This is a genomic window from Vibrio neonatus (genome assembly GCF_024346975.1).
Classification (GTDB): Bacteria; Pseudomonadota; Gammaproteobacteria; order Enterobacterales; family Vibrionaceae; genus Vibrio; species Vibrio neonatus.
This window is the reverse complement of sequence record NZ_AP024885.1, coordinates 2,001,625-2,025,556: the sequence shown is the minus strand read 5'-3', so window position 1 is coordinate 2,025,556 and position 23,932 is coordinate 2,001,625. Positions and strand designations below refer to the sequence as shown.

The following is a 23,932-nucleotide window of genomic DNA, read 5'->3' as shown; positions in this document are numbered from 1 at the left end:
GTTTTATTGCCTCGCTAAGCGCAAAGTGTTGTCAGGTAAAGAATCTGCATTATGCAAACTGGTACGGAAAGGATTGATATCTAATCCACCGCGACGAGTATAGCGAGCATAAACCGACAGTTCTTCAGGTTGGCACAGCAGTGTAATATCCGTGAAAATACGCTCAACACACTGTTCGTGAAATTCATTGTGTTCTCTGAAAGAGACAATGTAACGCAGCAGGGCTTCGCGGTTGATTTTTTTGCCGGTGTAACGAATTTCAACGCTACCCCAATCCGGTTGGTTAGTGATCAGGCAGTTAGATTTTAGAAGGTGGCTGTGTAAAGTCTCTGTCACTAACTCGTCGCTTACGCTGTCTTTTAAGTAATCGGCGCTAAATTCATAGGCTGTGATGGTAATGTCTTGCTCATCAATACAAGTGCCTTGCATATCGACAATCGGCTGTTGCTTGAAGTCTTGAACTTTACTCAAAGTGACAGAAACATCACCGCCAGCGCAGGCTGACAGATCTTTGATTAATAGCGCCTGAACGTCATCCCAATGCGCAAATTGGGTTTGGTTGTAGCTATTGAGATAGAGCTTAAAAGATTTGGATTCAATGAGGTTTGGCGTGTTTGCCGGAATCACCACATGTCCAACAGCTACTTGCGGTAAGCCATTGTTATTTAACCAAGACAGTTCGTAAAGAGTCCAAATGTCTTGCCCTTTGAACGGCAGTGTATCGCCAAGCTTCAGGTCATCTCGGTTCAAACTTCTTGGTACGGCTTGCAATAGTTTAGGGTCATAGGACGACGAATATTGCGTTTTTTGTCCAAGAGTTAGGCCGGCTAGTTCTTTTGCGTCTGAATATTTGCTCATTTTACACTGCGTTATAGAGTAGAATGTTGGGAATTTTACTGAATAGATACTTAGATGTCATCAACGGAACGCTTGTAGGGTTACTTATGTCAAATTCAATCGCTAGTACACTTAGCTCAATTCATCAACAATATCTAAAAACGTTTGAGCAAGAGCACGGTACTTTGCCCGCTAGTGCTGAGTTAGTCGGGGTAGCTTCTCCTTGTATTGAAGAAACAAAATCAGGGGAAGTGGTGTACTGGAAACCCGTACTGCGAGACCCGCAAGCCGACCTTAGTAATGTAGAGCAGGGCATTGAGTTGCTGCTTCATCCAAGTATTGCTGAGTTTTATGGCAGTTATTACAGCGCCGATCTTGAGATGAGTTGGCAAGGTAAACCTTTGACGCTGCTGCAAGTTTGGAGTGATGAAGATTATGTGCGTCTGCAAGAAAATATCTTAGGGCATCTAGTGACTCAGCGCCGTTTAAAAATTAAACCCACCATCTTTATTGCCGCCATTGACTCCGATCTGGATGTTATCTCTATCTGTAACCTGACCGGAAATGTGGTTTTGGAAACGTTAGGTACTAGCAAACGAGAAGTGCTGGCTGACAATCTTGTGGAGTTTTTGTCAGCATTGGACGTAGAGGTTTAGTATGTTCGTGTGTGAAATGCAGTTTGAGTGCTTTGAAAACACCACGATCACCGCAGTAGAAAAATCCATAAATGGCTTAATGGAAGCGTTGCGCTTTAATGGACAAGTGCTAGGTCGAGAATTTCCATTAGCTATGGACGACGCCAGTTTTAGCCTGCGCTGTGTCTGCCCTGAAGAGGACAGTTTGCACCCTAGAAATCATTCGGATTTTGTGCGTTTTTCACTGGCTAAACTTTCTGAAGCGGGCGTGTTAACGCCGAAGATCCGCGTACTAGGGCAAGATCTTAACTCAGAGCAAACAGCGCCAGATGAACAGCCAAGCTGGCAAATTTTGTACACCACTTATGTGCATACCTGTTCTCCGCTACGCAGTGGCGACTCTTTTATGCCCATACCGCTGTACCGTAATCCTCCGACGCTAAATGGCGACCATAAATCCATAGTAAAATGGCAAACAGAATGGCAAGCCTGCGATGAATTGCAAATGGCGGGTGGCTGTAAGGCCGAATTTGCCGCTTTGCGTGAGCTTACCTCTATCGACAGTGATATTTATCGTCGTGGTTGGGATTTGCGCGGCCGCATTGAATACATTACCAAGATCCCAACCTACTACTATCTATATCGAGTAGGTGGAGAAAACTTACAGCAAGAGCAGCAACGAAAATGCCCTAAATGTGGTGGTGAATGGCGCTTAGATGAGCCTTTGCATGACATGTTTCATTTTAAATGCGACCAATGCCGTTTGCTGTCTAATATTTCATGGGATCACCTTAAGTAGCTAGCTTTATTCGGCTGTACTTTAGGTGGACTTTCTGAACAAATTTTGTGGAAAAAGAATGATCTCGAAAAACCAAATTAAACTTCTGCGCGCGTTAGGGCAAAAGAAACAACGTAAAGCTCATGGCTTGTTTTTAGTGCAAGGTGAGAAAAACGTGTTGGAGCTGTGTAATAGCCAGTTAGTCGTCAAAACCGTATTTGCGACCTCGGAGTTTTTACAGGCAAACGGTCAAGCTTTGCAAAACTTTGACTGCGTAGAAGCTTCTCTTGATGATTTAACTAAAGCCAGCACTTTGGTCAGCAACAATGCCGCCATTGCGGTGGTGGAGATCCCAACCGTTGCAACGCCAGTCGCACAAGGTTTGATGATCGCTTTAGATGGTGTTTCCGATCCGGGTAACTTAGGCACGATTATTCGCGTTGCGGATTGGTATGGCATTAAGCACATTATCGCCAGTACCGATTGCGCCGATCCATACAACCCTAAAACCATCAGTGCCACTATGGGCAGTTTTGGGCGTGTATTCGTTAGTCAGTTAGATTTGCCGAGCTATTTAGAGCAAGCACCAATTCCTGTGTATGGCGCGTTTTTGGAAGGGGAAAGTACCCATCAAAAAGCGTTCAGCAGTGAGGGGATTTTACTGATGGGCAGTGAGTCGCATGGCGTGCGTGAGGCCGCTGCAAAGTTTGTCACTGATAAAGTGACCATTCCTGCGTTTGGTCAGGCAGAGTCTCTGAATGTTGCCATGGCAACGGGGATTATTTTGGATAATATTCGCCGTCAGCACAGTAAATAGTTGCTATATAGCAAGTCGCTAATCCAAATAAATAGAGCCGTCAGTGGCTCTATTTTTCTAGCATGTCCAATTTATCGGGCACACCATTCCATTTTTCAGCTTCAGGCAGTGCCGGCTTAACTTCTGTGATGTTAGGCCAAACTTCGGCAAGTTCTTCGTTTAACGCAATGAACACTTCTTGGTCTGGCGTTAATTCATCTTCTTGAAAGATAGCTTGCGCGTCACACTCAGGTACGCACAATCCACAGTCGATGCATTCAATAGGACTTATCACCATAAAGTTAGGCCCTTCATAAAATGCGTCCGCAGGGCATACCGCCACGCAGTCAGTATATTTACACTGTATACAGTTATCGGTTACGACAAACGCCATGATGAGCTCTCTATGTTCTATTTTTCTGAGGGGCGATGATACGGATACCGTTACAAAAAACAATATTTGTCGCTGAAAATATCCATATCTCACCTTTGGCTATATTGCTCAGTTTAGCACTGATAGGGCAAAGTAAATTCTGGCAAGGGACGGGGAATAAATATGACAGCACCTTCAAGTTGGCGTAAAATTCCTGCCATTGTGAGCTGGGCGTACAATTATTCACCGCTTGTTACGACAACTGAATAGCTAAAACCTAGCTAAGACACCGACTACGAGACATCACTATGATACGTTTAACCGAAATTAAACTTCCTTTAGATCATAAGGAAGAGGCGATTCAGGCAGCCATTACTAAAAAGCTTGGCATTACCGCAGCAGAAGTTCTTTCCTTTAATGTATTTAAACGTGGCTACGATGCTCGTAAAAAATCTAAGATTTTATTGATTTACACACTGGATGTAGAAGTGGCAAACGAGGCTGAACTGTTAGAAGCCTTTGCTAGTGATCCGCACGTAAAAGTGACTCCTGATATGGAGTACAAGTTTGTTGCGAAAGCGCCACAGAATTTGACCGAGCGTCCCGTAGTGATTGGCTTTGGTCCTTGTGGTTTGTTTGCTGGACTGGTATTGGCACAAATGGGCTTTAAGCCAATCATTGTTGAGCGTGGTAAAGAAGTGCGTGAACGCACCAAAGATACTTTTGGTTTTTGGCGTAAGCGTAATCTTAACCCTGAATCTAACGTACAGTTTGGTGAAGGCGGCGCAGGTACATTCTCTGACGGTAAGTTATACAGTCAAATCAAAGACCCTAAGTTTTATAGTCGTAAAGTAATTAATGAATTTGTCGATGCGGGCGCTCCTGCCGAAATCAAATTCGTTAGCAAGCCACACATTGGCACCTTCAAGTTAGTGACTATGATTGAAAAAATGCGCGCTAAAATTATCGAACTGGGCGGCGAAATCCGCTTTAGCACGCGCGTGGATGATTTGCACATCGAAGATGGTCAACTGACGGGCGTTACCCTGTCTAATGGCGAAGAGATCAAATCTCGTCATGTTGTGTTGGCGGTTGGACACAGTGCGCGTGATACGTTTGAAATGCTGCATGAGCGCGGTGTATACATGGAAGCCAAACCATTTTCCGTGGGTTTTCGCATCGAACATAAGCAATCCATGATTGATGAAGCTCGCTTTGGTAAAAATGCGGGTAATCCAATTTTGGGCGCGGCGGATTATAAACTAGTCCATCACTGTAAAAATGGTCGCACGGTATACAGCTTCTGTATGTGTCCAGGTGGCACTGTGGTTGCAGCAACCTCAGAAGAAGGGCGCGTAGTGACTAATGGCATGAGTCAATACTCTCGCGCCGAGCGTAACGCAAACAGCGCTATTGTGGTGGGCATTTCACCTGAGCAAGATTACCCAGGTGATGCACTGGCCGGTATTCGTTTACAACGTGAGTTGGAGTCAGGCGCCTTTAAACTGGGCGGCGAAACTTACGATGCGCCCGCGCAGAAAATTGGCGACTTCTTAAAAGGTTCAGATCCAACAGCGATTGGCAATGTTGAACCGTCATTCACGCCGGGCATCAAGCTAACGGACATTTCTAAAGCGCTGCCTGATTACGCAATCGAAGCGATTCGTGAAGCGATCCCAGCTTTTGATAAGAAAATTAAAGGCTTTGCTAGCGCCGATGGTTTGTTGACTGGCGTAGAAACACGCACCTCATCACCGCTTAGCATTAAGCGTGATAAAGACTATCAAAGCGTTAATCTAAAAGGCTTCTATCCTGCGGGTGAAGGAGCTGGTTATGCGGGCGGTATTTTGTCTGCCGGCATCGACGGTATTAAAGTCGCAGAAGCGTTAGCACTGTCTATGGTTGGGAAAGCGCAAGGTTAATTCCTGCGTTTATAGTAAGAGAGAATAGTCGCAAGGCTCAAGCATTGTGCATTCCTGTTACTGGTTATTATGTCATCAGATAAAAAGGCTAGAGCAAAAATATGCTCTAGCCTTTTTGGTTTTTATGAAGAACAGTAGTAATTTTAGTCAAAGCTGTAAGCCTCAAGTTTGCCTGTGTCTTTTTCTGCTTTAGCTGTGATAGCTTGTTTTACTAATTCATAAGGCAAGTCTGGATTATCTTCCATCATCTTTCCGATCTTTGCCCAATGCTCAATTTGCTTAGAGGTTGTTCGGTTTAGAGCTTTTGCCATGATCGCCGCTTTATCGATGAGCTCTTGATCAATTCGTACACTTATTGTTGCCATAATTTAGCCTCATAGTGGTTCTAATATGGAATTGTTGTTGATAGCTACAAATGTAGCAAGTTGCTACATCTGTAAGTGGCTATCTCTAGGTACTACTATCTGCAAAAAATGAGAGTTATTTCGGAGCACGTGCAAGAATTTTATCTAACGCATTGGCAAAGTCGCGTCTATCTGTTTGGGACAATGCGCTAGGGCCACCGGTTTGTACGCCTGATGAGCGCATGGTATCCATAAAGTCACGCACGTTAAGGCGTGCTTTAATATTGTCTTTGGTAAATAGCTCACCGCGACTGCTAAGGGCTTGTCCGCCTTTGCTAATGACTTCATCAGCTAAGGGAATGTCAGAGGTGATTACTAGATCATTAGCTTCAATGCGCAGAGCAATTTCGTCATCGGCGATATCAAAGCCTTGGCTTACCTGAACAAAACGAATGGTGTTTCGTTGCGGAAGCGGGATCGGGTGGTTGGCAACGAAAATACACTCAATACCGGTGCGCTCTGAGGCGCGAATTAAGGTTTCTCGAATCACTTTTGGACAGGCATCGGCATCAACCCAAATCTTCATTACTGCTGTCCTTTTTCTAGGGCTTCTATGCGACGAGTTAGCGCCGCTATTTGCTGTTCAAGGGCTTCGATTTTGCCGTCGGCGCTGCGACTGTCATCAGCCACTTCAATCTTAGGTACGCGCTTGCTGCTCTTCCAATTTTTAATCGCGCTAATCAGAGCGGGCATAGGAATTTTGCTTGCTAGGCGCGCTTTGACGAGCGCTAAAGTCGGCTCTTTGCCTTCTGCTTCTAGGGATAGGAACACTTGGTTGAGTTCGTCTGTCACTTCTTTGGTTGGCATAGTCTATTTTTTTCGTTGAAGGTTTAGGTTCATCCTATCGAAATCGGTATCACGAGTACACTGTCTCGATACGTAATATCTCAATGAGCACTATACAGATAAGAAAGATAAATCTAAGAGACTGGATGCCAGTCTTTTAGATTTAGTTGTGAGGGGGAAGCTGCAAAATTAAATGCGATAAGGCTGGGTATAGAAGTGCGCTAATCGCATGCCATGCATGGTCAGTTCACCTTGATAGCAATCGTCGCCTAAAGCTGAAAACTCAAAGCAAAACACCGTATGCCAACCTAGTTTGCCATCGGGGTAACGAACTCGATGGCTACCCGAAGAGATACTGACAATTTGCAATTCGAGTTGCTTACAGTGACGTGAAATCGCGACTTTCGCCAGTTCGGCTTGTCGTCTATGTTGCCAGAACAGAGTCAGTAATATGGCACATCCAAGTATCGCCAGCAGGTGCTCCATTTAGCTTCGCCCTTTTGCGCTTTTTTGTAAGTGAATAAGAGCATCGGCTAATTTTTTAGACGGTGCTTGATGTAGCATCGGCAAAATGACCATGCGCAGTTTTGGCTGCATTACCAAATCAGCAAACAACTGGTTAAACAGCTCTTGATTATTGGTTTCTGCCAAGCGTATTAAAAACTGTTCAGCCAATGCGCTGTCTTGCAGTGGGCTCCAACAGCGACCTGCTATTGCAATCAACACTTCTTGGTGGCTGAACTTACTTTCCGACAGTATTGCCGTCACCAGTGACGATAGTTTGTTGCCTTTGTCTCCGGCAAGTGCGCGTGCTAAAGCTGACAGTAAAAATAAATCCCCTTGTGGGTTATTAAGCTGCTCTAAAGCTAAGTCGTACAATCTAGCCGCTAGTGAGTCGCTAATATCGCAGTGCTCTAATGCGCCTAATAGCGCGTACAGTGGTTGAGTGGGTAGGTGAGGTAAGCTTTTCTTCACCATCAGCTCATTACCAGACTCTTTTAAGCGTGCACAAATATCGGTAATGCCTTGCAGTCCAACTGTTTGCCAGTTGCTCCAACCTAAATCGCCTTTAAAGTAAGTCAGTGCGTGGGCGTAGTATTGGCTCGCCGATAGGCCAAGCTCTGCGCTTACTTGGCTGTTAAATACCGCCAACTTATCTTCTTTGGGTTTAAAGGTGTATGGGTTGCTTGCCAGTTGCTCTTGAGCTTCTTCACTGAGCTCTTTTTGTAATCTAGAGCCCATCGCTTCTAGTACAAATTTAATAAAATTACCGATATCGGTCGCGCTTAATAGACCGCGCTCATCGAGGTCAAATTTAAGGAACCATATCCACGGCTGTTTTTGCTCATTCCAGTAGGTGATGGCAAATTGGGCTTGGCGCTGAATTGGATAAGGGTAGGCTTGTCGGCCTAATTCAATGTTTTCAAACTCGTCGTTTGCAATCAATTCAATGCGACGACCTAGGTCATGTACTTTAAATTGACAGTCGCTGTCGTTCAAAATTTGTGTCAGTGTTGAAATAGTTTTCATTTGCCTGCGTCTAAATAGCCCATACTCTCCCTATAACATGGTAATCTTGCGCCGAATTTCAAGAGCAAATGAGAAATACCTTGAATACTATCTCTAAACAAATGCAAAAATTGCTATTATCTGCACAAAGTAGGCTCCAACAAGCCGATTTGTGGGAGGCGAATAGACCTTCACTAGAGGCGTTGAGCAGTGAACAACCTTTCGCTATTGATACTTTGCGCCCAGAGCAATGGTTGCAATGGATTTTTATTCCTAAGATGAATCAACTGCTTAATGCAAATTTTGCCTTGCCGCGCGGGTTTGAGATTACTCCCTATTTTGAGCAAGTGTGCAGTGATGATGTTCGCTGGTATCCAGTGTTAGAAGTACTAAGACAGATTGATGAGGTTTGCGCGTAATGTTAGAAGTTATTTATCAAGACGAGTACATAGTGGCAGTCAATAAGCCTGCTGGTATGTTGGTGCATCGTTCTTGGTTAGATAAAAAAGAGACTCAGTTTGTGATGCAAACACTGCGCGACCAAATTGGTCAACATGTGTTTCCTTTGCATCGCTTAGATCGCCCAACTTCTGGGGTATTGGTTTTTGCCTTGTCTAGCGAAGTGGCTTCACAAATGATGCCGATGTTTGCCGAACACCAAATGCAGAAAACCTACCATGCGATTGTGCGTGGTTGGATTGAAGAGAGCGATAGACTCGACTATGCCCTGAAAGTGGAATACGACAAAATTGCCGATAAGTTTGCCAATAAAGATAAAGAAGCGCAGGAAGCAATCACAGATTATAAGCCTCTAGCAAAGGTAGAGGTGCCATTCTCAACTGGGCGTTTTCCAACCTCTCGCTATTGTTTAATGGAGCTACAACCTCTTACCGGTCGCAAGCATCAACTTCGTCGCCATATGAAGCATCTACGTCATCCCATTGTCGGTGATACCACGCACGGTGACGGTAAGCACAATCGTTTGTTTAAAGATAATCTGCAAAGTGACCGCTTACTATTACACGCTTCAAGACTTGAGTTTGAACACCCGTTTACTGGCGTTCAATTAGTTCTGGAAGCTCGCTTTGATGAAACTTGGCGTCAGTTGATAGAGCGCTTTACTTGGCAAGAGGTATTTGCTGAGGAGTAACTGGAGGGGGTGACCAAAAGAATAATGGATTTATCTTGAGGTGTTTTGTGCATTATTGACTATTTCTGTAGTAAGAAAATAGGGTGCTAATACGCCATTAGATCAATTATAGCTAGAGAAGTTCGTGAAGTATCTTTTAGTCAATAATGATCTTAAAACTAAACATTCATGCAGTTACTTTTGATAGTAAAGTGCCACTGAATTTAGGTGGTGACATATTTTTGTAATATTTAAATGAGACAGTAACTATTTAAGATTAAACTATATTTGATATGTTTTTGCAAAAGCTTCTATTAAAACTAGGTCTATTAAACTCTATAATATTAAGTTTTATAGTTAGTATTGCCACTGTGTTATTGTTATTTGCTTTTTTTATGGTAAAAGAAATAAATAGTGATTCCATAAAGCTATTAAATGTAATCTATCACGACATAAAACCAATCGTAGACTTTCCGGGTAAACATGAAGATTTAAATTATAATAAACAAGATCTTATGATAAAAAACAAAGGTTGTAATAATTTACCAAATAATAAAGACTGTTTGTTTGAATATAATAAACCATTGTATATATACTTGAATGATATTAATGGCTCAAATATAAATACGCCATATATGACGATAACTTCTCCATTAGATGAGTATGTGCAAATAAATGAGAGTGGAGGGATATATGCATATAATCTACCTCAAATTCTTTTCTTTTATGAGCATAATAAAAAAGAGTATCGTTATGTAAATGTAAGAGTAAATGACCACCATATAGCATCGACTAGGAAATATGAAAAGTTATTGTTTGGATTTAAAGTTAAAAGTAGTTTTAATCAGGAATGGCTTGATATTTCAATAACTTCTGTCGTTTCATTATCTCGATTGATTTTCGAAATTAAAGAAAATATAGCGAATGCAATATTTATATTTGTCTGTATATTCACGTTTATGTTAACTTCTATAGTTTGCTTAAAAAATAACAAAAAAATTTTAATTTATAAATACTTGTCCGAAGAAAGGTATGTGCCTTATTATCAACCTATCGTTAATATAAGAGGTGAGATTGTAGGTACTGAAGTTCTTGCTAGATTAAAAACACCTAAAGGTAAGATAATTTATCCAGATGGATTTATTGATATAATAGAGAGTAATAGGTTATCTTTCTTATTAACCAAACAAATGTTACTTAAATCTCAAAGTGAGTTATCACATATTCTAGAAGATAATCCTAATTTTTATTTTAGCATTAATATAGCATCTTATGAATTAATGAATGATGATCTTTTTAATTTTATTTCATCTAATGTTAAGTATTTAGATAATTTAGTGTTAGAGTTAACGGAGAGACATGAAATAAGTAAGTTCATTCTTATAAAAGAACAAATGAATAAGTTAAATAATATAGGTGTTACATTCTATCTTGATGATGTGGGAACTGGTTTTTCAGGTGCTAGATATTTAAAAGAATTACCTATAGATACAGTGAAAATAGATCGTTCTTTTGTCAATATATCAAATAATAAAGACGAATTATTATTAAGAGGTTTAATAGGAATGTGTCATGGAATGGGACTAAAGTGCTTAGCTGAAGGTATCGAAACTTTAGAACAATCCGAAAAGATAAGCCAAATGGATGTTTCTTTTCAACAAGGTTATTTTTTTAGTAAGCCTGTTCCAATTAATGATTTATTCGAGGTGATATCTAGATTCAACAATAAATAAGTGGGAGACTCGATTCTGTCACAAATATAAATTAGGATATGGTTGATCCTTTTTTCAATATCAATGGGTCTGCGAATGTATGAATTTTTCTAAGGTTATATTCTGCGTGCTATCTTATGACGAAAAAGCTCATAGGGTAGACCCTTATGAGCTTTTTTATTGGCTTTAAGTTATAAGCCTGTATGCACTATTTCAGCTTTTCTAAGTCCGCTTCTATCTCGGCAATTTTGCTTGAAACCACTTTTTCTAAATGGCGCAAATCTGACAATATTTTTTGCTTGGTGGTGAGCTTGGTTGGCGCAGTGGGTTTGGTCAGCATATTTAGCTCATCAATCACCAAGGTTAGATTACGGTTGATCTCGGTTTTGTTGCGGTATTGGCCGCTACCGTCATCAAGTAATACGCTTTTTACTTGTCTTGGGTATTTGAACTTGACGCTCTTTGCAAACAATTCACCTTTCTGCTTTTTAAAGTAGATCTTCAGTACATCTTTTTGAGCTTCTTGGCGCAAAGAATAGCGTTCAATCTGCGTTGGCTCATTAATTCCCAACCCGGTTAGGTGTGGATACATAGGCACCTCTGTGGACAAATATGATGGAGATGTTTACAAAAGGCAGAGCTGTACCATCGTAGTCACTCATGGCTCATTCTAACGGGCTAAAAGCCAGATATGAGTGTTGATTGACCGTGATTGATATTCAAGAGAACACCTTTTATATAGAGTCCTCAATTTAGCAGGGAAGCAAGCACTTAGGTAGCTACTTACCTCCCAACTCTGCTCTTATTCACACTAATATTTATGGGATTAATGGGGAGCCAGTTTACTGATGTTTTCAATCAGTTTAGTGCGCAGTAGTTGTTGCAGTTGTTCGTCTAATTTATTCCCCTCGGGAGAGGTGATAATAAACAAATCTTCCGCTCGCTCTCCAATGGTGGTGATCTTAGCGGCATGCAGATGCAAATCGAGCTTGGCAAAGGTTGCGCCTACCGCAGCTAGCAGTCCCGGAGTATCTAATGCCACCAACTCCATTAAGGTTTGGCTGTTATTTTTTGTGGCAATGAACTCAGTGTGAGTTTTCACCTTAAAGTGCACCAGATTACGCGGTGTGCGTCTTGGTTTGATTTTAGTTAGACGACCGTCTTTGATCACATCTTGCAGATGCTTAATAATCCCCGCATGTCGGCTCTCCTCTAGCGGCTGATTGTTTTGATCTAAGATGATAAAGGTATCTAAAATGTATTTATCACGACTGATCATCACCTGCGCATCGTGCACATTGAAGTTTCTACGATCAAGCTCCGCCACTACGCTGGCAAATAATACCGGTTGATCTTTGGTATACACAAATAACTCAGAGCCGCCACGAGTCGGTTGCGGGTTGATCAGTATCAGCGGCGAGTCTGGATCTTCTTGTTGTAAAATAGCTTGAGCGTGCCACGCCAACTGTTGTGGAGTATGGCGTAAGAAGTAATCGGCTTTAAAACGTTGCCACAATAACTCAATTTCTCGCGGGGTGAAGCCTTGGCTTCTTAACACCGCAGATGCTTGTTGTTGGTTATGTCTTATCCTTTCTCTGACATCGACTGGGTTTTCTAGTCCTCGTCGCAAAGCCCTTTGCGTTGAATAGAATAACTCAGTCAAAAGGGAGCGTTTCCAACTGTTCCATAGCTCAGGGTTGGTAGCACAAATATCAGCTACCGTCAGACAAACCAGAAACTCTAGATACTCTTCGGTTTTTACTTTTTTCGCAAAATCGGCAATCACTTCTGGGTCTTGAATATCTCGTTTTTGCGCCGTAACCGACATCAATAAGTGATGTCTGACTAGCCAAGCGACCAGTTTGGCTTCTGGCTTCGATAAATTGTGCTCAATACAGAAATCATACGCTTCACCTTCTCCGATAACAGAGTGATCGCCGCCGCGCCCTTTGCCGATATCGTGAAAAATTGCGGCAATGATCAATAGCTCAGGTTTTTGAATTCTAGGCAGCACTTCACAGCAAATAGGGTGCTTTTCTCTGTTTTGAATATCACTAAAGGTATTGATGTGTTTGAGCAGACGCATGCTGTGTTCATCAACGGTATACACGTGGAACAGATCAAACTGCATTTGCCCTACAATCTGACTCCATTGTGGTAGGTAGGCGGACAATACTCCGAGTTGATGCATTAGACTAAAGGCCTTGTTTAAACAGTTAGGGTGCTTAACCAATAACATGAATTTTTCGCGCGCTTCAGGAATATCATGCAGAAAACGGCTTAATCGTCTTCTGGCGGTGCGCAGTTGACGAAGGGTAGGCGGCGCCACTCCGGTAATGCTTGAGTCATTGGCGATATGGATAAACATATCCAATATGGTATCGGGACGAGCTTGGAAGAGTGCCGGTTTTCTGGCTTCGATTAAGTGCCCGCGACGTTGAAAATCGTCATTGATAATGTCTGCTGGAACTAACTTACCTTGATTTAAAATCGCTTGGTCAAAAAGTTTAAGCAGCATTTTGTTCAGTTCTATGATGCGGCGTAAAGTACGGTAGAACTCTTTCATCATGCGTTCAACGGGTTGGTTTCTCTCTCCGGTAAAGCCTAAGTTTTCAGCCACTTTTGCTTGGTAGGCAAAAGAGAGGCGGTTGTCATAGCGTTTTAATTCAATATGCAGGGCAAAGCGAATTTGCCAAAGAAAGTTCTGGCACTCTTGCAGTTCGCGGTACTCGGCATCAGTTAAGAAACCGTGATGGCTCATTTCAAGTAGCGAAGATGCACCAAAGTGACGTCTTGCTACCCAACTTAATGTATGGATATCACGCAGACCACCGGGGCTGGATTTAATATCGGGTTCTAAGTTGTAGCCGGTATCATGATAGCGTGCGTGACGCTGTTTTTGCTCTTCTAACTTAGCGCGATAAAACACCGCGCTTGGCCAAAAAGTCTCTGCATGAATTTCGTTTCGCAATAGCTGAAAAGAATTTTGGCTACCACAAATTAAACGTGATTCTTGCAGGTTAGTGGCAACGGTCAAGTCATCTTTTGCCACTTCAATACATTCATCGATGCTGCGGACACTGTGCCCAACTTCAAGTCTAAGATCCCACAACAAAGTGACAAATTCGCTGATCTTAGGTGTGACCTCGTCTTTTAACGGTCGTTTAGACAAGATCAGAATATCAATATCTGATAATGGGTGCAGTTCGCTACGACCATAACCGCCAACGGCTACCAGAGAGATGCCTTCCATATTGTGGAAGTTGAAGTAATTCCAAATTCGCTCTAGTAGCGAGTCCATAAAGTCACTGCGCTGTTGAACCAATCCACTGACTGGTTGGCGTTCTAGAAAAGCGCTTTTCTGCTGTTCACTAAACAGGTTTAGCAAATGACGTAGGTTTTGAATATCCAGTTGTTGATCAGACAGTTGAGCTGGAGATAGAGCATCGATGTTTGGCACGCACGAAGTCCTTTTATGCAGTAGAGTCACTACAATTGATATTTCCTGAAATTGTGAGTGATAGCAAGATAAAGTTGGAAAACAAAATAGTTTGCATATCTAAAATTAGACAAAAAAATCAATATATTCATACACTTTCATATTTATTGTTCTAATCTAATTTAGTGAGGGAGTTTCATTAATGAGGGTTGGATGAAAAGGCGATTTACGATAAAGGTGACGGTAATCAGTCTCTTTATCCTGACAACGTGTATAACCGCTGGTGTTGCAATTAGTTTGCAATACTATTTTAGTCGTCAACAAGCCCTTTATACTGCGCTAGAAAAGTATCAAGGTATCTCTCACAGCATTGGCAATGAAGTTCGTGAATTTGATGAGTTTGTTACCAATCTAAGCAAAGTCCTTGCCAGTCTTGAGCAAGAGCTAGAGCAATTTGAACACAACCATATCGCGCGCAATGCGTTTGCTCAGTTGATGGAAAACAGCCCGATGTTTTATAGCGTTTATATTGCTAGAAAAGACGGGCATTTTTATCAGCTTATTAATTTAGATTCAGTAGCAGATTTACGGCCGCGGATTGGCGCACAATCTCAAGATCGCTGGGCGCTGGTGGAAATAAAAAAAGACCAGCAGGCCAATATAAAGGTGACCTCTTACTTTAGTGACGACTTTGAGCTCAGAGAGAGCGTTAAAGGTAACAGCAAGTTTAATGCGGTTGAACGTCCTTGGTTTGTTGGCGCTGAACATGCCGAAGTGTATAAAACCGATCCGTATTTATTCCACAATGTGCAGTTAAATGGTCAAACTTACGCATCACGTATTCGCAACTCTAAATATGGCAGTGTGGTAGGGATTGATGTAGTGGTTGCTTCCTTAGCCCATGAAGTGAAATCAGGGCTAGGGCCAGTACAAACCCACTTACCTGCGCAGTTTTTCATTTATGACCAATCCGGCACCTTAAAAGCCTCATCTCACGAAGATCACTATTCATTACTACCCGGCGTTAGCCCTCTTAAACTCACCGCTGAGCAACGAGCCTTAGTGAAAAATTCAGATACGCTTGAAGTGTCAAACCAAACCGATTGGCCTCCTTTAGATTTTGCAGTGTCTGGTAAGCCTAGTGGGTATTTTGTTGATGTGATGCGCATTATATCGCTAAAAACAGGCATCCAATTTAAGTTCATTAATGGGCTCAGTTGGCTGGATATGGTGCAAGCCTATAAGCACGGTGATGTTGAGGTGTTATACCCCGTCGCATATAACGCGACCAGTCGCGGGTTGGGGGAGCTTAGTACCCCATTAGCCAATTTTGATTTTGCTGTGGCGGTTTCCAGTCAGCGCATTACCAAGCTGAGTGATTTAGAAGGAAGAAAAATTGGCATCTTAAAAGGGTGGTCGATTATTGACCAAATTAAACATGAACAACCTTCGGTTGAGCTAGTTGAATTGGATGATATATACGCAGGTCTCATACAAGTTGAAAACGGGCAGCTCGATGGCGTAATTGATCTGGCGGTAATTTTACAAAGCAAAATTGATCGACATTTTATCGAGGATCTCAAGGTTCATCAAATTGACGCTGAAAGCCTATTGCAAGTGCAAAACTCGTTTCATTTTGTGGCAAAAAACATAGACCCTAAGCTTGCTGAGATTATGAATTTGGCGATTGAAAGTTTAACGCCGAGTGAAATACATTTTCTGGAAAATAAATGGTTTGGTATAGGCAGCCCTAACAGTGTTGTGCCGTATAAGTTTTTGATTGATGCGACCAAAGATCCTAGCTTGCGCAATCAACTGTCTAAATTTGATGTAGATGGCGTACCTTATTTTGGTTTTGTGCAACAGCTGGATTTATATGAAGATGGAACCGAATATCTAAGCATTACCATTCCTGCTGAATCTTTGTTAAAGGTGGCACTGAGTAATGTCATGACGGTGACATTAGGATCTGCGGCTATTTTGTTGCTACTTATTCCTTTATCGCATGTTTTTTCCAACCCTATTGTTAAACCGATTCATGCCTTGATTGCGCAAACGGTGAAAGTCCGTGAGCGTAAATACAGCAGTGTTGAGATAGTGCCAACCATGATTAAGGAATTGGATGAACTGTCGATTTCTATTCAAACGACAGCGGATGAATTGAGTAATTACGAACAGCAACAGCAAGAGTTTGTAGACTCATTTATCAAGTTAATAGCGCAAGCTATCGATGATAAGTCGCCATACACCGCAGGCCATTGTAATCGAGTTCCTGAGTTGGCCATTATGTTAGCGAATGAGGCTGAAAAGTCGGCAGAGGGCTCGTTGGATCAGTTTGAATTTGCTAATGATGCGCAGCGACGAGAGTTTAAAATTGCCGCTTGGTTACATGATTGCGGCAAGATCACCACTCCAGAGTACATTGTGGATAAAGGCTCAAAGCTAGAGGTGAATTACAATCGTATTCATGAAATTCGAACTCGTTTTGAAGTGATGATTCGCGATCAAATTATTGCGTTTTATCAACAACAATCTCCGCAGCTTAATCCTGATATGGACAGTCAACTGCAAGCTAATATTGAAGAGTTAAAACGCGAGTTTTCATTGGTTGCCAAAGCTAATGTCGGTAGTGAAATGATGGATGACGAAGCCATTGAGCGCATACAACAAATAGCGCAAAAAACCTGGGTTCGTTATTTAGATAATCGAATAGGGTTGTCTCCAGAGGAGGCGCGTTATTATGCTGAAACCGATCTTGAACATGCTCAATCAAAATCTGCAAATACTTCTGTAAATATGCAGGCCATTGAGCCTTTGCTGGCGGATAAACCTGAGCATTGTATTCCTCATCCGCAGAAGGTGGAATTTGACCCAAGCTTTGCCATTAAGATGGAAGTGCCTAAGTATCTTGCCAACCGAGGAGAGATCTATAACTTATGTATTCGCAAAGGAACCTTGACCGAGGAAGACAGGTTTAAGATCAATGAGCATATTATTAGCACCATCAAAATGCTCGAAGCAATGCCATTCCCTGACGAGTTGTCGAATGTGCCGCGTTACGCTTCAACGCACCATGAAACAATGAAAGGCACTGGCTATCCAAGAAAACTCACAGGTGATGAGCTAAGTATTCCAGAGCGTATCATAGCGCTATCGGATGTATTTGAAGCGCTTACCGCCGCTGATAGACCGTACAAAAAAGCCAAAACGCTTAGTGAGTCATTGAAGATCATGAAGTTTATGGTGCTCGATGAGCATTTAGATAGGGAAGTGTATCGCTTGTTCTTGAGCAGTAAGATTTATCTTGATTATGCACAGCACTATTTAGCACCTGAGCAAATAGACGATGTGGATATAGAAGAGTATTGGGTGTGATTAGTGGGTGGTAATTAGTGACCGTAAACAAAAAGCCAGCAGATGCTGGCTTTTATCCATTCAACCACGCCTTGATTAGTTAATCATTAAACGAGGAATTGATTCATCACTGCGTAGAGTCAGTACTTCACAGCCTTGCTTAGTCACCACAATAGTGTGTTCCCACTGCGCTGAGTTTTTGCCATCACCTGTGTACACCGTCCAATCATCATTGGCATCGATAGAACAACCAAATTTGCCGGCATTGATCATAGGTTCAATGGTGAAGCACATGCCTTCTTTTAGCACGCGGCGGTCAAAGTTTTTGTAGTGCACGACTTGCGGCTCTTCGTGGAACTCGTTACCAATGCCGTGACCACAGAAGTCTTTAACAATGGAGAACTTATTGCGTGGGTTCTTTTTGTTATTTTCTTTGATGTATTTTTCAATAGCAGTGCCAATAGCACCAACGGTTGCGCCTGGTTTTACTTGTTTCATACCCAAGTAAAGCGCCTCTTGCGCCACCATACACAGACGTTTGTCACTTGGCGCAACATCGCCAATCAAGAACATCTTAGACGTATCGCCGTGATAGCCTTCTGGACGAGTGCTAAGATCGGCATTTTCATCGTCTGGGATAATCACAGTGATGTCGATATTAACAATGTCGCCGTTTTTAAGCACAGCCGGTTTTTTCTGACCGTTACTGCCCACTTCATCTTCAAGGGCAGGGATACCATGGCAGACAATATGGTTAATAGAAGTACAGATTGATTTCGGGAATCCGTGGTAATCCAGAGGAGCCGAGTAGGCACCGTTCTGTAAAGTAAATTCATGACAGAGTTTATTCAACTCTTCGGTGGTTACCCCTTCTTTTACGTGTGGGGCAATCATCTCTAAAACATCCGCTGCTAATTTACCTGCAACGCGCATTTTTTCGATTTCAGCTTCAGTTTTAATTTTTATCGACATGCTGTACTCAGTTAACTCTTGCTACAATTGCTTTTATTCTAACAATACTGCGCTTACTCGCAAATGAAAATAAAACTCAGCTAGCGACATCTTTAGTCTCAAACGCAAAATAAACAGGATATTTCTGGTAATTAGACCAAAAAATATGGTATAAAGCGCGCCGAGATAGATTCCATTGTCTTCCTATTTTAGGGCGATATGGATACCTAGCTCATAAACTAACTTAATTTAAATCACACACATTTCGACACATGATTCGGGGTGCTCCACGGTTTGCTTATGCAAATTGAGGGAGTCGAATTCATGGGGAATGTGGAGGCCTAACCCCAATAGAGGATTATAAAATGGCAACTGTATCAATGCGCGATATGCTAAAAGCTGGTGTTCACTTCGGTCACCAAACTCGTTACTGGAACCCAAAAATGAAACCATTCATCTTTGGTGCTCGTAACAAGGTTCATATCATCAACCTAGAAAAAACTGTTCCTATGTTCAACGACGCTCTAGCTGAAATTGCTAAAGTTGGCGAGAAAAAAGGTAAAGTTCTTTTCGTTGGTACTAAACGCGCTGCATCTGAAGCTGTTAAAGAAGCTGCTATCGCAAGCAACCAATTCTACGTTAACAACCGCTGGTTAGGTGGTATGTTGACTAACTACAAAACTGTTCGTCAATCAATCAAGCGTCTAAAAGAACTTGAAGCTCAAGCTCAAGACGGTACTTTTGAGAAACTAACTAAGAAAGAAGCTCTAATGCGTACTCGCGAAATGGAGAAGCTAGAGAAATCTCTTGGTGGTATCAAAGACATGGGCGGTCTACCTGACGCTCTATTCGTTATCGATGCTGATCACGAACACATCGCTGTTAAAGAAGCGAACAACCTAGGTATCCCTGTATACGCTGTTGTAGATACTAACTCTGACCCAGACGGTGTTGATTACATCATCCCTGGTAACGACGATGCAATCCGCGCGGTACAACTATACCTTAACGCGGCTGCACTAGCTGTGACTGAAGGTCGTAACAAAGACGTTGCAACTGCTGCTGATAAAGACGGTTTCGTAGAAGAAGCTGAATAATATCTGCTCCGCGTCACACTTAGTTGTTTGTCGGAATACCGATTAATAAAGACTAAGTGCTAGTATACATCAGGGGCCCCAATTTAGGCCCCTGAATTTTACCTTTTGAATCAACTTGAGGATTAGAGAATGGCTGTAACTGCTGCTCTAGTAAAAGAACTGCGCGACCGTACTGGCGCAGGTATGATGGACTGTAAAAAGGCTCTTAACGAGACTGACGGTGATATCGAACTAGCAATTGAAAACATGCGTAAATCAGGCGCTGCTAAAGCTGCTAAAAAAGCAGGTAACGTAGCTGCTGAAGGCAAAATCATTGTTAAAGATGCAAACGGCGTTGCTGTTCTTCTTGAAGTTAACTGTCAAACTGACTTCGTTGCTAAAGATGCAAGCTTCACTGCATTCGCAAACGAAGTAGCTGACGCTGCTCTAGCTTCAAAAGCTACTGCTGAAGAACTTCAAGCACAATTCGAAGACACTCGTATTGCTCTAGTTGCTAAAATCGGCGAAAACATCAACATCCGTCGCGTACAGTACGTTGAAGGTACTGCTATCGCTTCTTACCGTCACGGTGAGAAAATCGGTGTAGTTGTTGCTGGTGAAGGCGACGCAGAAACACTTAAGCACGTAGCAATGCACGTTGCTGCTTCTCGTCCTGAGTTCCTAAACCCAGAAGACGTACCAGCTGAAGTTGTTGCAAAAGAAAAAGCGGTTCAAGTTGAAATCGCAATGAACGAAGGCAAACCAGAAGCTATCGCTGAAAAAATGGTTGTCGGCCGCATGAAGAAATTCACTGGCGAAATATCTCTAACAGGTCAAGCGTTCGTAATGGAACCTAAGAAATCTGTTGGTGAAATCCTAAAAGAGCGTGGCGCATCAGTATCTGATTTCGTTCGCTTAGAAGTAGGTGAAGGCATCGAGAAAGCTGCCGAAATGAGCTTTGCTGACGAAGTAGCAGCGGTTCAAAAAGGTTAATTAATAGCCTTGTTAATATTTTAAAAGACCGTGGCTTATGCTGCGGTCTTTTTACGAATAAACACTAATATTTAGTGGTTGAGAATTGGGATTTAACTTAGCTTCTGTCAAAATTAGCAAGTCTCTATCCTCAACTGTTAATCGATAACTCTTTTAGAAGGTATACTTCATGACTACAAATCCTAAACCAGCATATCAGCGTATCCTATTAAAACTGAGTGGTGAGGCTCTACAAGGCTCAGAAGGTTTTGGTATTGACCCAACAATTCTTGAGCGTATGGCTCAGGAAATAAAAGAGTTAGTTGAACTTGGCGTAGAAGTGGGTGTTGTTATCGGTGGTGGTAACCTTTTCCGTGGCGCAGGTCTTGCAGAAGCTGGCATGAATCGCGTAGTCGGGGATCACATGGGTATGCTAGCAACGGTAATGAACGGCCTTGCAATGCGTGATGCTCTGCACCGTGCTTATGTTAACGCTCGCGTAATGTCTGCGATTCAACTGAAAGGCGTGTGTGACGATTACAACTGGGCGGATGCTATTCGTGAATTACGTCATGGCCGTGTGGTTATTTTCTCTGCAGGTACAGGTAACCCGTTCTTCACAACAGATTCTGCGGCATGTCTACGTGGTATCGAAATCGAAGCAGATCTAGTGCTAAAAGCAACAAAAGTTGACGGCGTATACAATGCTGACCCAGCGAAGAACCCAGACGCTGAACTTTACAGCCAGTTAACGTACAATGAAGTTCTAGATAAAGAGCTTAAAGTTATGGATCTAGCGGCGTTTACATTGGCACGCGATCACAACATGCCAATTCGTGTATTTAATATGAACAAGCCAGGCGCACTACGTCGCGTGGTAATGGGTGAAGCTGAAGGTACTCTTATCAGCAGCGCTGAATAATCGCCCTAGCACAACTTAGAATGGCCATTCATTTGGCCTAGACAATTTCAAAGGTGAAATCGTGATTAACGAAATCAAGCAAGATGCGCAACAGCGTATGGACAAAAGCGTTGAAGCGCTAAAGAACACTCTTTCAAAAGTACGTACTGGTCGTGCTCACCCAAGTCTTCTATCTGGTCTTTCAGTAGAATACTACGGCGCACCAACGCCTCTTAATCAAGTAGCAAACGTTGTTGCTGAAGATGCACGTACTCTAGCAATTACTGTATTTGATAGAGAACTAGCGCCTAAAGTTGAAAAAGCAATTCTACAATCAGATCTAGGTCTAAACCCTATGTCTGCGGGTACGGTTATCCGTGTACCACTTCCACCGCTAACAGAAGAACGTCGTAAGGATCTTGTTAAGATCGTTCGTGGCGAAGCTGAAGGTGCACGTGTTGCAATCCGTAATATCCGTCGTGACGCAAACAGTGATTTTAAAGCGCTTCTAAAAGACAAAGAAATTTCTGAAGATGAAGATCGTAAAGCACAAGACGAAATTCAAAAACTGACTGACGTAGCCGTTAAGAATGTTGATGAAGTTCTTGCTGCAAAAGAAAAAGAGTTGATGGAAGTTTAATCAAAACTGATTATCGATTGATTCTTAAAACGCTGCACATCTACAGTGCAGCGTTTTTTTCTGCTATTATCTCCCACCTGTTAATTATTCAATATCTTCTTTATGTCTGACACTTCAGTAACACCTAGCTCTATTCCTCAACACATTGCCATCATCATGGATGGAAATGGACGTTGGGCGAAATCTCATGGCAAACCTAGAGTTTATGGGCATAAGAAAGGGGTGAGCGCGGTCAGAAAAACCATTACCGCAGCCGCTAAGCTAGGCATTAAGTCAGTGACTCTATTTGCATTTAGCAGTGAAAACTGGCGCCGACCACAAGAAGAAGTCAGTCTTTTAATGGAACTGTTTATCACTTTGCTATCAACGGAAGTGAAGCGTTTGCATAAAAATGATCTTAAACTGAGAATAATTGGCGATAAAAGTGGTTTCAATTCTCGTTTACAAAAAAAAATAGCAGAAGCCGAAGCGCTGACACAAGATAATACTGGATTGGTTATCAATGTGGCGGCCAACTACGGTGGTAAATGGGATATTACACAGGCAACAAAACGCATTGCTGAAAAAGCAATGCGTGGTGAAATTCAACCTTTTGATATTACCGAAGATCTGATTTCACAAGAAATATGCCTCGCAGATTTGCCTGATGTGGATCTTTTGATTCGCACCAGTGGTGAATCACGCCTCAGTAACTTTTTATTATGGCAAGTTGCTTACGCAGAATTTTACTTTTGCGACAAACACTGGCCTGACTTTGATGAAGACGGCTTAGCCGAAGCAATCTCTTGGTATATTAATCGCGAACGTCGATTTGGTTGTACTGGAGAGCAGATCAAAGCACTTATGGATAACAAATAAGGAAGTAGCCTTGAAGCAACGTATTATAACGGCTTTAATCCTCGGCCCTCTGGTCATTTTAGGCGTATTTCAGCTGCCATTTATTGGTTTTATGCTGATGTTAGGCGCAATCACTTTGATCGGCTTATGGGAGTGGACTCAGTTTATTGAATCCGGCAACCGAGCAACAAAAATGATTTTGTTGTTAACGGGCTTTCTTACCTCTTTTTCCTGCATTCCCTCGCAATCTGTGCTCGCCCCCGAATTAACCGGCAGTTTAGCAGTGGTGATCGCAATCGGAGCCGTGTGGTGGATTATTGCTAGTGGACTGGCGATTACCTATCCGAAAAGCGCAAAATGGTGGAAAGATTCCGACATTCTTCGATTTGCGTTTGGCCTACTGACATTGTTGCCTTTCTTTTGGAGCATCGTCGCTCTTAGAGCGGTAAACCTAGATGTGGATTTCTACTATGGCGCTAAACTTGTAATGTACGTTTGTGCATTAGTATGGGCAGCCGATAGCGGCGCATACTTTACAGGCAAACGCTTTGGTAAACATAAAATGGCGCCACACGTTAGCCCAAATAAAACCATCGAAGGTTTAGTGGGCGGCTTAGTGGTTGCTTTACTAGTGGGATGGGGCATGGCGACATGGTTTGAGCTTGAATTCTCTACCCCTTGGCTGATGATACTACTGACTTTCGTGACGGTAGTGATTTCAGTGCTAGGCGATCTAGTTGAAAGCATGTTTAAACGTGTTGCAGGCATTAAAGACAGCAGCAACATCATTCCAGGACATGGCGGTGTATTAGACCGCGTAGACAGCTTAACCGCTGCGTTCCCTGTCTTTACCATTCTTTATTTCATGTTGCAGTAACCCG

Annotated in this window: 24 protein-coding genes; 14 read left to right on the top strand and 10 right to left on the bottom strand. The window is 42.4% G+C overall.

The genetic code is table 11. The annotated features are described in order from the left end of the window. Positions 1-3 precede the first annotated feature (3 nt). Positions 4-858: an NADPH-dependent 7-cyano-7-deazaguanine reductase QueF gene (gene queF / locus OCU38_RS09370; RefSeq protein WP_261822884.1), complete on the bottom strand. Its 855-nt coding sequence runs from the start codon at positions 856-858 to the stop codon at positions 4-6. Between the two features lie 86 nt (positions 859-944). On the opposite strand from queF, the gene syd reads away from it, so the two are divergent. Genes syd through OCU38_RS09355 form a run of 3 tightly spaced genes read left to right on the top strand, consistent with a single transcriptional unit; the run spans position 945 to position 3,067 of the window. Next, positions 945-1,493: a SecY-interacting protein gene (gene syd / locus OCU38_RS09365; RefSeq protein ID WP_261822883.1), complete on the top strand. Its 549-nt coding sequence runs from the start codon at positions 945-947 to the stop codon at positions 1,491-1,493. A gap of 1 nt (position 1,494) precedes the next feature. Further along, entirely contained in the window at positions 1,495-2,271 is a 777-nt protein-coding gene (locus tag OCU38_RS09360) for a Zn-ribbon-containing protein (RefSeq protein WP_023403359.1), read from the top strand. Positions 2,272-2,329: 58 nt separating this feature from the next. Next, positions 2,330-3,067 (top strand): RNA methyltransferase, encoded by a 738-nt coding sequence (locus tag OCU38_RS09355; RefSeq protein WP_261822882.1) that lies wholly within the window; start codon positions 2,330-2,332, stop codon positions 3,065-3,067. A 49-nt stretch (positions 3,068-3,116) separates the two neighbouring features. On the opposite strand, the gene fdxA is transcribed toward OCU38_RS09355, so the two are convergent. After that, positions 3,117-3,440: a ferredoxin FdxA gene (fdxA, locus tag OCU38_RS09350; RefSeq protein WP_023403361.1), complete on the bottom strand. Its 324-nt coding sequence runs from the start codon at positions 3,438-3,440 to the stop codon at positions 3,117-3,119. A gap of 287 nt (positions 3,441-3,727) precedes the next feature. Between fdxA and OCU38_RS09345 the strand changes: the two genes are divergently transcribed. Beyond that, positions 3,728-5,341, top strand: coding sequence for an NAD(P)/FAD-dependent oxidoreductase (locus OCU38_RS09345; RefSeq protein ID WP_261822881.1), 1,614 nt, complete (start codon positions 3,728-3,730; stop codon positions 5,339-5,341). 143 nt (positions 5,342-5,484) lie between these two features. Here the strand turns inward: OCU38_RS09345 and OCU38_RS09340 are convergent, their stop codons facing one another. The 5 genes from OCU38_RS09340 to OCU38_RS09320 form a co-directional block, all read right to left on the bottom strand. Then, entirely contained in the window at positions 5,485-5,706 is a 222-nt protein-coding gene (locus OCU38_RS09340; RefSeq protein ID WP_021712077.1) for a TA system antitoxin ParD family protein, read from the bottom strand. A 115-nt stretch (positions 5,707-5,821) separates the two neighbouring features. Next, the gene (locus OCU38_RS09335; protein WP_023403363.1) at positions 5,822-6,271 is read right to left on the bottom strand and encodes a YaiI/YqxD family protein; all 450 of its coding nucleotides are present in this window, start codon (positions 6,269-6,271) and stop codon (positions 5,822-5,824) included. Then, positions 6,271-6,552 carry a hypothetical protein gene (locus OCU38_RS09330; RefSeq protein WP_261822880.1) on the bottom strand — a complete coding sequence of 94 codons (282 nt, stop codon included), beginning with the start codon at positions 6,550-6,552 and terminating at the stop codon, positions 6,271-6,273. The genes OCU38_RS09335 and OCU38_RS09330 overlap by 1 nt, the downstream gene beginning before the upstream one ends. Positions 6,553-6,720: 168 nt before the next feature. Beyond that, a complete protein-coding gene (locus OCU38_RS09325; RefSeq protein WP_261822879.1) occupies positions 6,721-7,017 on the bottom strand; it encodes a DUF3301 domain-containing protein in 297 nt (98 codons plus the stop codon). Further along, the gene (locus OCU38_RS09320) at positions 7,018-8,061 is read right to left on the bottom strand and encodes a DUF3549 family protein (RefSeq protein ID WP_261822878.1); all 1,044 of its coding nucleotides are present in this window, start codon (positions 8,059-8,061) and stop codon (positions 7,018-7,020) included. Positions 8,062-8,162: 101 nt separating this feature from the next. Here OCU38_RS09320 and OCU38_RS09315 point away from each other — a divergent pair, with 101 nt between their 5' ends. The 3 genes from OCU38_RS09315 to OCU38_RS09305 all read left to right on the top strand — a co-directional run bounded on the left by OCU38_RS09315 (position 8,163) and on the right by OCU38_RS09305 (position 10,902). After that, positions 8,163-8,459, top strand: coding sequence for a YqcC family protein (locus OCU38_RS09315; RefSeq protein ID WP_261824268.1), 297 nt, complete (start codon positions 8,163-8,165; stop codon positions 8,457-8,459). Then, entirely contained in the window at positions 8,459-9,190 is a 732-nt protein-coding gene (truC, locus tag OCU38_RS09310) for a tRNA pseudouridine(65) synthase TruC (protein ID WP_261822877.1), read from the top strand. Before OCU38_RS09315 ends, truC begins: the two co-directional genes overlap by 1 nt. Before the next feature lie 278 nt (positions 9,191-9,468). Further along, a complete protein-coding gene (locus OCU38_RS09305) occupies positions 9,469-10,902 on the top strand; it encodes an EAL domain-containing protein (protein WP_261822876.1) in 1,434 nt (477 codons plus the stop codon). A 187-nt stretch (positions 10,903-11,089) separates the two neighbouring features. On the opposite strand, the gene OCU38_RS09300 is transcribed toward OCU38_RS09305, so the two are convergent. After that, positions 11,090-11,473 carry a DUF3461 family protein gene (locus OCU38_RS09300; RefSeq protein ID WP_261822875.1) on the bottom strand — a complete coding sequence of 128 codons (384 nt, stop codon included), beginning with the start codon at positions 11,471-11,473 and terminating at the stop codon, positions 11,090-11,092. 234 nt (positions 11,474-11,707) lie between these two features. Then, positions 11,708-14,332, bottom strand: coding sequence for a bifunctional uridylyltransferase/uridylyl-removing protein GlnD (gene glnD, locus OCU38_RS09295; RefSeq protein ID WP_261824267.1), 2,625 nt, complete (start codon positions 14,330-14,332; stop codon positions 11,708-11,710). A gap of 201 nt (positions 14,333-14,533) precedes the next feature. On the opposite strand from glnD, the gene OCU38_RS09290 reads away from it, so the two are divergent. Next, entirely contained in the window at positions 14,534-17,695 is a 3,162-nt protein-coding gene (locus OCU38_RS09290) for an HD domain-containing phosphohydrolase (RefSeq protein WP_261822874.1), read from the top strand. Positions 17,696-17,770: 75 nt separating this feature from the next. On the opposite strand, the gene map is transcribed toward OCU38_RS09290, so the two are convergent. Next, entirely contained in the window at positions 17,771-18,646 is an 876-nt protein-coding gene (gene map, locus OCU38_RS09285) for a type I methionyl aminopeptidase (RefSeq protein ID WP_261822873.1), read from the bottom strand. A 344-nt stretch (positions 18,647-18,990) separates the two neighbouring features. Here map and rpsB point away from each other — a divergent pair, with 344 nt between their 5' ends. From rpsB to OCU38_RS09255, 6 genes are all read left to right on the top strand, one after another. Further along, positions 18,991-19,722 (top strand): 30S ribosomal protein S2, encoded by a 732-nt coding sequence (gene rpsB / locus OCU38_RS09280; protein WP_021712066.1) that lies wholly within the window; start codon positions 18,991-18,993, stop codon positions 19,720-19,722. Positions 19,723-19,851: 129 nt separating this feature from the next. After that, positions 19,852-20,694, top strand: a complete 843-nt coding sequence (gene tsf / locus OCU38_RS09275) for a translation elongation factor Ts (RefSeq protein ID WP_261822872.1) — start codon at positions 19,852-19,854, stop codon at positions 20,692-20,694. Positions 20,695-20,863: 169 nt separating this feature from the next. Next, complete coding sequence (pyrH, locus tag OCU38_RS09270) at positions 20,864-21,595, top strand: UMP kinase (RefSeq protein WP_261822871.1); 732 nt, start codon at positions 20,864-20,866, stop codon at positions 21,593-21,595. Between the two features lie 61 nt (positions 21,596-21,656). Continuing rightward, positions 21,657-22,214: a ribosome recycling factor gene (gene frr, locus OCU38_RS09265; RefSeq protein WP_023403375.1), complete on the top strand. Its 558-nt coding sequence runs from the start codon at positions 21,657-21,659 to the stop codon at positions 22,212-22,214. 102 nt (positions 22,215-22,316) lie between these two features. Then, positions 22,317-23,072 carry an isoprenyl transferase gene (locus OCU38_RS09260; protein WP_261822870.1) on the top strand — a complete coding sequence of 252 codons (756 nt, stop codon included), beginning with the start codon at positions 22,317-22,319 and terminating at the stop codon, positions 23,070-23,072. 10 nt (positions 23,073-23,082) lie between these two features. After that, positions 23,083-23,928, top strand: coding sequence for a phosphatidate cytidylyltransferase (locus tag OCU38_RS09255; RefSeq protein WP_261822869.1), 846 nt, complete (start codon positions 23,083-23,085; stop codon positions 23,926-23,928). The last annotated feature ends 4 nt before the right edge of the window (positions 23,929-23,932 follow it).